Here is a 13,525-nt window from a genome sequence, read left to right as displayed (position 1 = left end):
TTGTTTTAGTCATCCAAAAATCTGGCCTTCAAAGCTTTCACTAGCTTTGAAGGCCAGTTCTTCTTTAATGCTTCATTTTTCTTTTTTTAGCAACAAGTAGGGATCCACCCACAATTAGTAAGAAAATACCTAAGATCACATAGTTATATAGATTAGTAGCCGTACTTGGTAACTCATTGTCATGAGTATTTTTTTCCTTGTTTCCTGTTTGTTTACCATCACTCGGTGTCTTATCTTCATTACCTGGTGGTTTTTCTCCATCACCCCGTGGCTCTTCTCCATTTCCTGGCGGTTCCTCTCCATCACCCGGTGGCTCTTCTCCATTCCCTGGCGGTTCCTCTCCATCACCCGGTGGCTCTTCTCCATTTCCTGGCGGTTCCTCTCCATCACCTGGAGGCTCTTCTCCATTTCCTGGCGGTTCCTCTCCATCACCTGGCGGTTCCTCTCCATCACCTGGCGGTTCCTCTCCATCACCTGGCGGTTCCTCTCCATCACCTGGCGGTTCCTCTCCATCACCTGGCGGTTCCTCTCCATCACCTGGCGGTTCCTCTCCATCACCTGGCGGTTCCTCTCCATCACCTGGCGGTTCCTCTCCATCTCCTGGCGGTTCCTCTCCATCACCTGGCGGTTCCTCTCCATCACCTGGCGGTTCCTCTCCATCACCTGGCGGTTCCTCTCCATCACCTGGCGGTTCCTCTCCATCACCTGGCGGTTCCTCTCCATCTCCTGGCGGTTCCTCTCCATCACCTGGCGGTTCCTCTCCATCACCTGGCGGTTCCTCTCCATCACCTGGCGGTTCCTCTCCATCACCTGGCGGTTCCTCTCCATCACCTGGCGGTTCCTCTCCATCTCCTGGCGGTTCCTCTCCATCACCTGGCGGTTCCTCTCCATCACCTGGCGGTTCCTCTCCATCACCTGGCGGTTCCTCTCCATCACCTGGCGGTTCCTCTCCATCACCTGGAGGCTCTTCTCCATTTCCTGGCGGTTCTTCTCCATCACCCGGTGGTTTCTCTTCAACAGCAACCTCAATGACATCCATATAACCACCATCAATGGTTGTTACACTTATAAACACTGTGCCTTTTTGCTTCGCTGTAAGTGTGCCATTCTCGTCAACAGCAACGATGTTTTCATCATTGCTTGACCATACAACATCCTTATTTGTAGCATTTTCTGGAGTAATTGTTGCTGCTAGCTTTGTTTCATCACCAACATTTAATTTCATCGTTTCCTGTTGGATCGTTACACCTGTAACTTTTTTATCGCTACTCGGTTCTTCTATTTCTACAGGCACATTTTCTAATAACGCATCGTACTCTTCTTGAGTAACAGGTAAAACGGTGCCATGTCGTGGTCTTGAAGGTAAATCATAATCTTCTGGAACCGTCCATTCACCTGAAGCTAAATCAGTTGTTTCGAATGGCACATAACCTCTTCCACCAAACTCATCAATAAATAAATACCATTTATCTTCAGTATTTGATTTAAAAATAGCTGGTCCTTCTCCACGACTTATATCTCCTTTCCCAATTCCTTCTTTAATAGATTGGAAGTTAGGATCTAGAACAGAATTCCCTACCTCTTGGAAAATGAATTTTCCATTAGGTGATGAGGAAGTAGTTCCTCTTTCATCTTTTGTAAAACGATAGATTTTTCCTTCATGCTCAATCATGGTTGTATCAATAATTGAATAACCATAATCCATATACACTTTAGGTTCACTGAAAGTATGAAAATCTCTCGTTGTTGTATACATCATTCTTTGATAGCTGTTACCACTATTTCGGTCATTTTCATTTTCATATAGCTTTGATGCCCAGAAAATCACATACTCACCAATTGAATCATCATAAAAAATTTCTGGAGCCCACGTATTACCCGCTTCTGGAGGAGCAACTTCAGCCATTCTTTGCTTAGACCAATTAACTAAATCTGTTGATTCCCATACCATGATTGATCTACTTCCAGTTGTCTGGGCTGCACCCCAATCTCCATTACCATGAATCTTTAAGTCAGTCGCGATTAGATAAAATTTATCTCCTTCAGGGGAACGAATAATAAACGGATCTCGTAGTCCCTTTTCTCCTAATTCTGAAGTAAACACTGGATCTCCATTATTCAGTTCTTGCCAATGAAGCGGATCATTACCTTCACTTAATCCAAAATAAATTTGTTCACCATTTTCATAACCTTCACCTGTAAAATAACTGAACACATATCCTTTATAATCTTTTTGTTCAGGTAGCTCTTTTACATTCGCCATAAATGACTTCGTAATTTTTTGGTTATTTAGAGAAATTGTTGCTGTTAACTTAACAAACTTATCTCCATCACCATGGACCGGACGGTTAACTTCACCAGTTTCTGTGACGATCTTAGGATCCTGTGAATTCCATGAGATCGTTGTGTTATCTAAACCTTTTGTTGGTAAAGTTAAATTCCCACGAACATCATCGATATTATGAACGTTTAATGCTTTTGCTGCTTCTATAACTGTTTCAAGATCTATCGGTTTTCTGATAACAGTTACTGTAAATTCCTTTGTGACTGAGTTTGTTCCATCTGATAAAGTGGCAACAAGCACAACAGCTTTATTTCCATCATCATAAGCAGGTCTATTCACTTTTCCATTGTTTGTAATGATATTCTCACTTTTTGATTGCCATGTGATGGTTGTTCCGTTTTCACCCTTATTTGGGAACGATAAATCAGTTTTAATTTCTTCATTACTTTCATTTTTACCAAGGAAGTCAGAATAATCTAATTGAGCTGCTGCGTCTTCCAATAAATACGACTCCATTTCCTTTATTTCTTCCTCAGCTGCTTTTGTCAGATTACTTACTTCTGTATCTGATAATGCCCCATTATAAATTTCAAAGTCGGCTATCATTCCACCGAAATAAGGATCATTGTTATACATTGACTTACCTATATAACCACTTTTTCCAGCTGCATTTTTTATATCTTCTATTGAAATTCCATTATTTTGACCAGAGGCAATTAATTCACCATCAATATAGACTTTCAGTGAATCTTCTTGACCATTAAAGACTGTTGTCACTAATTTCCATTCATTTGCCGATAAAGTTGATGCTTTTGCAGATACTTCATTTCTCCAACCATCTGTTGCTATTCCGAAACGCATGCTGCTATCAGCATTATATTTAGGCGTAAAATATAAATATTTGCTATTGTTCTGCCCAAGTGAATATAGCCATTCAGCTGATGCATTTCCGTTCCAATTAATTAAAGAGGAAACGGTTACACTTTCAAGGGTTTCTAATACACCCTCTGGTAGCTCAATATACGAATCTGTTGTACCACCCTTAAACTGAACAACACCTGAATTTCCAATTGAGATTAATTCAGCATTTTCAGGATTAACGAACGTACCATTAAACTTTCCAGTACGATCTTCCACTGTTATACCTTCAATATCTTTCATGTCATAATCAAGGATTAACTCTGGAGTTGATGGTTCTTCATCTGGTGGTTCAGTAACGTCATCTTGTGCTAGCTCTGAAATTTCCTCATCAGAAAGTGCATGATTAAAGATCTTAAATTCATCAAATTTACCATTAAACAAATGATGCTCATCTTTACTAGACTTTCCTAAATAGTTCATTGATGTTTCTAAAAGCATTCTAGGTTCTACATTAAAAGTAGAGTTTCTTGCTACCTCTTTACCATCTACATAAATGACAGCATCAAAATCTTCAATTGTAACAGCCACATGATGCCATTCTGTTGTGGATAATTTTGGTGCTGTGATGGCATATTTATAATTGTCTGCTAAAGTAGCTGAAGCACTACTAAATTTCTCAGTGAAAGGTGTAACTGTTGCAAACTCTAAATTCCCTGAATCACCTTGTGTACTTAAATACATCGTGTTTCTGTTTGCTGTTCTTCCTGTATCAGAGGAAAAATCAAAGATTCGCTGATTTGTTTGATTATCTTTCACTTTCACCCAGCTGGACATTGTCATTCCTTTTAAGTTCAAATTCTTAATGATGTTTTCTGGTAATTCAACATATCCAGTTGTTCCATCAAGATTTATTGAACCTGAAGAGTGTCCTACTGTATCATCTGAATCTACTTCTGCACCACCTACTAATTGAGCGTCATGACCATTACCTGAATCATCCTTTACAGTTGCACCATCTATTGAATCAAATGAATAATGAACAACTGGCTCTTTAGAAGGCTCTTGATCTTCCATTCCATACTTCTCTTGTAGAGCATTGTATTCATCCCTTGTTATTGGGATAACTGTTCCATGTCGAGGACCTGGTGGAAGGGCATATTCTGAATCATCTAGCACATTATTCACTAATTGCTGACCATCATCTAAATCGTTTGTCCATCGAACATGATAAGGCCACGAATCTAAAAACAAATACCACTTGTCTTCATGAATATCTTTGAATACAGTTTGACCTTCATTATTACCACCATGACCAATTAATCCACGATTGCCATTTTTCGTTCCTGCAATTGGATCAAATTGATAACCGTTTTCCTCTATTCCATCTTTATCATAAAAAATATCAGTTGCTTTTTCGTAATAAACTTTATAGCCAACTTCTGATTTCGTAAAACGATATAGTGATCCTTCATTTTCTATAAAGCTTGTATCAATCGTAGGGAACCCCTCGTCTATAAACACCTTTGGCTCTGAAAATGAATGAAAATCTCTTGTTGTTGCATAGTACATCACATTATACTGACCAGCAGGTCTTCCGTTAGGAAAATCTCCATATGTTTCTTCGTTCTTCATTGATGATGCCCAAAATACAACATATTCGCCTGCTTTTTTATCATAATAAGCCTCAGGTGCCCACGTGTTTCCTCCTGTTTTTGGAGCAACCTCCACCATTCGTTGTTCGCTCCAATTGACTAGATCCTCTGATTCCCAGATCATAATTGCATGACTTCCAGTTATTTGAGCTTGGTCAAAATTTGTACTTTCTCCCATCTTCAAATCTGTTGCAATCATGTAGAATTTATCACCCTCTGGTGATCTCATAATAAATGGATCTCTTAAACCTTTTTCACCCATTGTTGATTGAATAACTGATTGTCCATTATTTAATGCTCTCCACTTTAATGGGTCCTCAGCTGTTGCAAAGGAGATTTCCTCTCCACCTTCATACTCTCCTGTGAAGTAAGAAAAGAAATAAGCATCATATTCTTTTTTTCCTGGGTTCTTTTTAACTTCAACCTCAAAGTTCTTTTTCATTTCTGCTGTACCATTCGTAACAGTTGCTGTTAATGTAACGACGGTATCATTTTCCTGTCGTGTTACCCATCCAAGTAATTTTGGATTTTCTGAAGCTTGCAGAGATCCCTTGATGACTGCAGGATCAGAGGATTCCCATTTAATTGTTGAACCATTTTCTCCCGTTGATGGTAAACTCATATTTCCTTTCACATTATTTTGATTAACAATCTTTAACTTTTGAGCATCTAATTCAGCTCGTTGTTGATTGGAAAAATCACTTATCACTGTTACACTAAATGTCTTTTCTACTGTTAGTTCTTTATAAGAAAGTGTTGCTGTAAGCTCAACTACAGCATCAGGACTATCAGCAGATGGTCTTGTTACCACCCCTTCATTTGTAAGTACTTCTGTATTATTTGATTTCCAAGTAAGATCAACATCATGTTTTCCCTTTTTCGGAAGATTAATAGTATGTTTTATTTGATCTTTATCACTATCTCCATTTGTTAAATAATTCGCTACATCCAAAGAATTCTCCGCGTCTTCAATAACAAGCTGATCAATTTCGTTAATTTTACTAGCAGTTTCAGTAGCTAGCACTTTTACTTCGTCATCTGTAAAAGCTTTACTATGTACTTGGAAATCTCCAATCATCCCTTTATAATAAGGATCATTTTGAAAAATTGATTTACCAATAAACCCAGAAAAGCTTGCAGTTGAATCAATAATGTCAGCTAGCTTTTTCCCTTTAGCCGAACCAGATGCTACTTTCACACCATTTACATATAGTGATAATGTATCTGTAGAGCCTGAAAATACAACGGTTACAACTTCCCATGAATTAGCTTTTAATCCCTCTTTTCCTCGGATAAGTGCTTCATTTCGCCAACCAGCCTGAGAAATTCCAGTTGCAGCAACATTACTATTGTCTATCCCATGTCTGGGCGTAGCAAAAAAATAGCTGTTACCGTTTTCGATATCACTTGAGACTTTTCCTAAACCAAAGATCCAACGGTTTTGTCCATCATTATTCCAGTTAACAAGAGAGGATATTGTGACATCCTCTACTCCAGTTAATAGATCAGTTCCATCATTAAATTTCGGAATTTCAATATAGCCACTTTTTGAATTTGAATTACCTCCATTAAAAGAGATATAACCTGCTTCTGAATTATTGACCATTTGACCATTTTCAGGATTTTTGAAAGTTCCATCCAATCCTTTATCTGAGAGATCTTTTACTTTAATTGCACCATTCGGATCCTCAGCAAATGTTTTCATATCATAATGTAAAATCAAAGTATTTCCTTCTTCTGCAGAAGCAACTGGTTGAAACGATCCTAAAAGGGTGCTAAATAACATGATAGATAGTACGAAAATAGAAATATATTTCTTTTTACTCGTTCTCATCATTCACTCTCCAATAGGAATTTTTCATTTTTTCATCTACTTATTAATGCGTAGATACTGCGGACTTGTTCGTTTTGCTTCTAATTACGATCACTCGCTGCAGTACAATGAACAATAATAGCAATACACCAATGGCGATTTTAGTCCACCATGAGCTTAATGTTCCTTCAAAAACAATAACCGTCTGAATAATACCTAAAATAAGTACACCTACAACACTTCCGGCTACATAACCAGCACCACCAGTAAGCAATGTTCCTCCAATAACAACAGCAGCAATCGTATCTAATTCAAGTCCATTTGCATGCAACCCATAACCAGATAGCATATAAAAGGTAAATATTAACCCAGCAAGAGAAGCACAAAAACCACTCACTGTATAAATCATGATTTTTGTTCGTCCAACAGGTAATCCCATTAATAGTGCAGATTGTTCATTTCCACCTATAGCATAGATATTACGTCCATATTTGGAAAAATGAGCAATATAGATCGCTGCTAACACGACGATTAAAGCAATGATTACACTAATCGAAATGAAATTCCCTCCACCAATTGGTATTCGTGTACTCGCCATAAAGCTGAAAAACGGACTATCTATTGAAATTGTTTCTACACTGATTAAGTAACTTAATCCTCTTGCTAGAAACATCCCGGCAAGTGTGACAATAAATGGCTGTAAATTGAAGAAATGGATAAGACAGCCCATACCAAACCCAAGTATTGTCCCAACTAGTAAACTAATAGGAACGACTAACCATGGAGATAGCTGAGCATTCATCGTTAAACTTGCTGCTACCATACTAGTTAATGCAATAACAGAGCCTACTGAAAGGTCGATTCCACCCGATAAAATGACAAATGTCATTCCGACTGCAACAACGATCAAAAATGCATTATCAATGAAAAGATTTAAAAATACTTGTGTTGAAAAGAAGCCTGTATATCTTAAAGATCCGAATAAATACATCAAAATAAATAGCGAAATTGTCGCAATTAAGGGAAGTTGTTTTGAGTCTAAATGAAGTTTGTTCATCATAAAGTAACCCCCTCACTTTTTTTCGCTGTTTTTCTTGCAGGAAAATAATTTGTCAATTTCTTTCTAAACTCTGGTGATTGTAATAAACAAACAATTAATACAACAACCGCTTTAACAACAAGATTTATCTCAGGTGCTATCCCAATTGAATAAATTGTTGTTGTTAAGCTTTGAATAATAAGAGCGCCAATGACGGTTCCCATTAAATAAAATCTTCCGCCATTTAACGAAGTACCACCTATTACTACTGCTAAAATTGCATCAAGCTCATACCAAAGACCAGCATTATTTCCATCAGCACTTGCAACATTAGAACTTAAAATTAACCCGGCAATACCAGCACAAAGACCAGAAAACATATAAACCATTAAAAGAATGTTTTTAGAGTTTATACCTGACAAACGACTTGCCTCAGGATTTGCACCAACAGATTCAATAAATAAACCAATTGCTGTTTTTCTCGTTAAAAAAGACGCAATTGCTAAAACTGCCGCTACAATAAAAATGGAAAAGGGAATCATGAAAAGATAACCTCCACCGATAAACGTGTAAGGATCATAATAAACAGTCATGATTTGTCCGTCTGTAATTAGCTGTGCGACCCCTCTACCAGCAACCATTAATATGAGAGTAGCCACAATTGGTTGTACTCCTATATGTGATACGAGAACACCATTCCAGACACCTGTTAATAATGAAATTCCAATCACAAAAGCAATTGCCATAAATAGTGGGACTAAGCTGTCACCACTTGCTCCACTTACTGTCATAGCTCCAACTGCACCAGCCATTGCAATGACTGAACCAACACCAAGATCAATTCCTTTTGTTGCAATAACTAATGTCATTCCAATAGAAATGAGAATAAGAGGTGCACCCCTATTTAAGATATCTATTAAACTACCTGCTAAATGTCCGTTTCTTACTTCAATAGAAAAGAAGCTTTTATCAAAAAATAGATTGATTAAAAGGATTAATACCAATACAATGATTGGCCAAAATAGTTTAGATTTCATCATGTCATACCATTCCTCCAGCCATTGCCTTCATTATGTCTTTTTGGGTAACATGTTGATTATTTTCAATTTCTGAAACCTTCTTGTGATCTCTCAAAACGGCAATCTTTCTACACGTTCTAATTACTTCTTCTAATTCTGAAGAAACAAATAAAATAGACATTCCTTCTTCACTTAAAGAAAGCATAAGTTTTTGGATTTCAGCTTTTGCCCCAATATCGATTCCTCTTGTTGGTTCATCAAGGATTAGAAGTTTAGGGTTTGTTATTAACCATCTTGCTAACATGACCTTTTGCTGATTTCCACCGCTCAAATTTTTAATTAATTGCTCTGGATTTGGTGGATTTATATTTAGTAGCTTCACATATTCATCAGCTATTTCGATTTGCTTTTTCTTTGGAATATAATTAAACCAACCTTGTATCCCTTGAATGGCAAGAATCATATTTTCACGAATCGTCAAATCTGGTATAATGCCCTCTGTTTTCCTGTTTTCAGAGCAAAAAGCGATCCCTTTTGAAATAGCCTGTTTAGGTGAGCTCAACTTTGTCTTCTTACCTTGTATAAAAATCTCTCCAGTATCTGCTTTATCGGCACCAAATAATAATCTTGCTAACTCTGTTCTTCCTGAACCAAGAAGACCTGCAAGACCAACTATTTCACCCTCGTAAATACTAAGATCAAATGCATCTATATTACCTTGTTTTGATACATTTTTCCCTTCCAAGAAAAGATTATTATTCATTCCTTTTGCCCCACCAATACTTTTCGCTTTTTGACCAAGCTCAGTTAATTCCTTGCCTATCATCTTTGTGACAAGATCAAATCTTGTGATCTCTTTTGTCATATATTCACCAATCCATTGACCATTTCGCAAAACAGTTAAACGATCGGTAATTTCATAAATTTGATCAAGGAAATGACTAACAAAAACAATCGCCAAGCCTTCACTTTTCAATTTTCGAATTACATTAAATAAGTGATTTACTTCATTTTTATCAAGACTTGAAGTTGGTTCATCTAAAATTAATACTTTTGCTGAGACATTAAGAGCACGTGCAATAGCAATCATTTGCTGAATAGCTACTGAATAGGAGGATAATAATTTTGTCACATCAATATCTAAGTTAAGCCTTGTTTTTAATAGATCTTTTGCTTGGCGATTCATTTCTTTCCAATTGATCCGACCTCTTTTCATGATTTCACGGCCGATAAATATGTTTTCGACGACAGATAAGTTTGTACAGAGATTAACCTCTTGATAAACCGTACTAATACCTAAATCCTGAGCATCTAAGGGATTTGATACTTTAATGTTTTTACCTTCAAGAGTTACGGTACCTTCATCAATTGTATATACACCTGTTAGCACTTTGATTAATGTTGACTTACCAGCGCCATTTTCACCCATCAAGGCATGAACTTCGCCCGGATATAAATTCAAATGTACATTTGACAAAGCTTTTACTCCTGGAAACTCCTTTGTTATCCCTTCCATAACAAGCATCGGAGTATGCTTCTGCTGCATAATATTTCCTCCTCACAGAGATCTTCTGATATATAAAGCCACATAAGAATTAGCTTTAAGTCTCTTTAAAGATGACTTCGCTATGACTTAGTGGCTCTAGGTTTGCTAAAATTTTAATAAGGCTGTTTTCGGAAATTTTGTTGATCAGTACTTAAAGAAAACAGCAGTGTATTAAGTCTAGTAGCATCTTTTCTTAGCAAAAATCTTTCAGAAAAGAGCCTTAATATTCACGTGTTGGAAGTAGCTCTTCAGCTTGATCCATTGTGTACATGCTTTCTTCAACAGCTACACGCTTTTCAATTGTTTCACCAGCTAGATGTGCCTCAATTAAATCAACCATTTGCGGACCAAATAACGGGTTACACTCTACAGTTACATTCATCTTTCCGGCAGCCATAGCCTCAAAAGCTCCTTTAACTGCATCTACACCGATAATCTTGATATCTTCACCTGGTTTTAACCCATATTCTTCAATTGCCTGAATAGCACCTATTGCCATGTCATCGTTATGAGCATAAAGAACATCAATGTTATCTCCATCTGACTTTAAGAACGCTTCCATAACTTCTTTACCTTTTGCACGTGTAAAGTCTCCTGTCTGAGATTTAGTGATTTTCAGATTAGGATGATCTGCTATAACTTCTTCAAATCCTTCTTTACGATCAATTGCAGGTGCTGAACCTACAGTTCCTTGCAATTCAACAATATTTACATCACCTTCTACATCAGCTGTTTCTTCCACTAACCAGTTAGCAGCTTTTCTTCCCTCTTCTACAAAGTCAGATCCTAAGAATGTTACCCATAATGAGTCATCTTCAATGTCAACAGCTCGATCTGAAAGAAAAACTGGAATTCCTGCATCTTTAGCTTCTTGTAAAACAGTTTCAAATCCAGTTTCAACAACTGGTGAAAAGACAATTGCATCTACTTTCTGAGCAATAAATGAACGTATTGCTTTTATTTGATTTTCTTGTTTTTGTTGCGCATCAGAGAACTTCAATTCATGTCCTGCAGCCTTGATTGCATCCTGCATTGATTTTGTATTAGCTGTTCTCCATTCACTTTCAGCACCAACCTGTGAAAAACCAATCACTAGCTTATCACTAGATTTTGAATCTCCTGAACTAGTATCTGAGTTATCTGTATTTCCCCCAGTACCAGATGAGCTACATGCAGCTAGTAAAAGCATGAGTGACATCATCATAAATAGTAGTACTTTTCCTTTGAATAACTTTCGCATAAGTATTTCCTCCCCTTTTCTTCCAATTCCTTGATTTAAATAGCATTTTTACCAGAATTGGTATATCCTAATTATAAAGCGCTTCCACAATAGATTGAAATGGATAAACTTTTGAATAAATTTCAAATTATTTAGCAATAAAATGCCACAACACATTTTATTGCATTATTTTTATGTGAAAGTATAATATTTTTATTATTCAGTATTTTCTTGCTACTTTCTGATAATATGAGTTTTAATTTCACATATATTAATAAGAAGAAAAACTACCTTACCTTAGACATTTATTTAAAAATGAAGATTGTAAAAGAAAAAGAGATAAATAATAGGGGGAGATATAGTGAAAATGAATGTAAAATTGTCTGACCTCTCATTACGCACAAGATTAATCCTAGTATTTATCGTTATCCTTCTATCGCTTGCTGCGATTAATTGTGTTCAGATTTATTTGTTTGTTGGGTATGTTAAGCAATATAACGCAATGATGGAGACTATTACATTAACGAATACTATTAATGGAGAATTAAAGCAGCAGCTCGATAATGAAATACGCGATATCGCATATGGAAGAGTTCCTTTTGGAGAAGGCAATCAATATGAGTTTCTTGCTAATATGAGAGAAAATTTAAACCAAATTGAGAAAGATGATAAAAAAGGGCGATTTGTCCAAGAAATTAGTGCTGTGAGAGAAAATTTATCATCTGCAAATGACTATATTGACAAGCTAGGTGAACAGATTCAACGTAATGCTCCCGCAGACGAGAAAAATACTACCTATGAATACATAACAATCATAACAGATCTTATTGATAACCAGGTTCAAACACTTTTACAATCAACACTGAACGCAAGTGAGTTATCACAAAAGAGTATTGTCACCAGTTTAAAAAGAGATATTACTATATATATAGCTTCGTTTATAGGTGTAATTATTTTATCCTTTTTATTTGCATGGTATATTTCTGGGAGTTTTGTCAAACCAATCCGAGCTCTAGGTAAGAAAACAAATGAAATTGCAGAAGGTAATTTAACAATCGGTGCAATAGCCATTCCATCCAAAAATGAGATTGGAGATTTATGTCGTTCTTATAACCGTATGTTTTATAATCTGAAAGATATCATTGTGAATGTCAGAAATACAAATGACCTCGTTGTTCTAACTTCTAAAGATATTCACCAAAGTATTCTTGAAAACAGACTTGCTGGTGAAGAGGTTGCAGAAGCAACTCAAACAATATCTATTAATCTACATAAACAGGATGAACTTATTAGAAAGTCAGCTTCTACATTTGATCTTGTTTTTCAAACATTTAACGAAATATTATTAAAAACGAATAAAATCTATTCTCACTCTAGTGAAGCACTTCAAACGAACGAAGAAATTCAACAGCAAATTAAAAGCTTCGAGCAAAAATTTATCAATTATGATAAGAAGTTACAGCAAATAAATGTTGATCTAGAGTATATTTATCGCTCCACAAACCATTTTAATGAAATGTATCGACTTATAAGACTTATCGCCAAAGAGCCTAATTTACTGTCACGACAACTTCATAATGATGAAGAAGAAATTAAAAACAAAACGGAAATAAATAGAGCAAGCGAACTATTCAATGAATTATATAAACGTTCTCACCTAACAGAGAAAGAGACGCTTCAAACTCATCAAAGGATTTCTTCCATTAAAGATCAAATTAGCTTTTATTTAAATGACATTCATGAAAGTATAAATATCACTGAGCAACTCAAATCTACTTTTTTGAAAAAGCATACAATCACGAGAAATGAAGAAATTGAATATCAACGTATATCATCACATATGCAAGAAGCTTTTAAACAAATGGAATCTGTTCGCCAGATTATTTCTGAGATTGAATATAGTTCAAAACTGAGTAAATCAGAGGTGATCGCCATTGCTGCAATGGGAGAGGAACAGCTAACAACACTTGAAGAAGTGTCAGATGCTTCATATAAGCTTGTGGAACGGATTCAGAAAATGAAAGATAATATAAGGCAGTTTACTATATAATTCACTACTTCTATTATTGTTCCCTCGAGAAAAAGGGTCTTC

Annotated in this window: 6 protein-coding genes; 1 reads left to right on the top strand and 5 read right to left on the bottom strand. The window is 36.3% G+C overall.

The annotated features are described in order from the left end of the window. Positions 1-64: 64 nt before the first annotated feature. From FS935_RS10670 to FS935_RS10650, 5 genes are all read right to left on the bottom strand, one after another. On the bottom strand, positions 65-6,631 hold the full coding sequence (locus FS935_RS10670; protein WP_158638594.1) for an immunoglobulin-like domain-containing protein: 6,567 nt from the start codon (positions 6,629-6,631) through the stop codon (positions 65-67). A 43-nt stretch (positions 6,632-6,674) separates the two neighbouring features. Then, positions 6,675-7,670, bottom strand: a complete 996-nt coding sequence (gene yjfF / locus FS935_RS10665) for a galactofuranose ABC transporter, permease protein YjfF (protein ID WP_240050878.1) — start codon at positions 7,668-7,670, stop codon at positions 6,675-6,677. After that, the gene (locus tag FS935_RS10660; protein WP_146948345.1) at positions 7,667-8,689 is read right to left on the bottom strand and encodes an ABC transporter permease; all 1,023 of its coding nucleotides are present in this window, start codon (positions 8,687-8,689) and stop codon (positions 7,667-7,669) included. The genes yjfF and FS935_RS10660 overlap by 4 nt, the downstream gene beginning before the upstream one ends. A gap of 1 nt (position 8,690) precedes the next feature. Next, on the bottom strand, positions 8,691-10,214 hold the full coding sequence (locus FS935_RS10655; RefSeq protein WP_146948343.1) for a sugar ABC transporter ATP-binding protein: 1,524 nt from the start codon (positions 10,212-10,214) through the stop codon (positions 8,691-8,693). 220 nt (positions 10,215-10,434) lie between these two features. Beyond that, positions 10,435-11,454 (bottom strand): ABC transporter substrate-binding protein, encoded by a 1,020-nt coding sequence (locus FS935_RS10650; protein WP_146948340.1) that lies wholly within the window; start codon positions 11,452-11,454, stop codon positions 10,435-10,437. A 346-nt stretch (positions 11,455-11,800) separates the two neighbouring features. Here FS935_RS10650 and FS935_RS10645 point away from each other — a divergent pair, with 346 nt between their 5' ends. Next, complete coding sequence (locus tag FS935_RS10645; protein WP_240050885.1) at positions 11,801-13,483, top strand: methyl-accepting chemotaxis protein; 1,683 nt, start codon at positions 11,801-11,803, stop codon at positions 13,481-13,483. Positions 13,484-13,525: the final 42 nt, after the last annotated feature.

It is taken from the genome of Metabacillus litoralis (genome assembly GCF_007994985.1).
Classification (GTDB): domain Bacteria; phylum Bacillota; class Bacilli; order Bacillales; family Bacillaceae; genus Metabacillus; species Metabacillus litoralis.
Note: the sequence above shows the minus strand (reverse complement) of the source record. Positions and strands in the feature narration are given on the sequence as shown.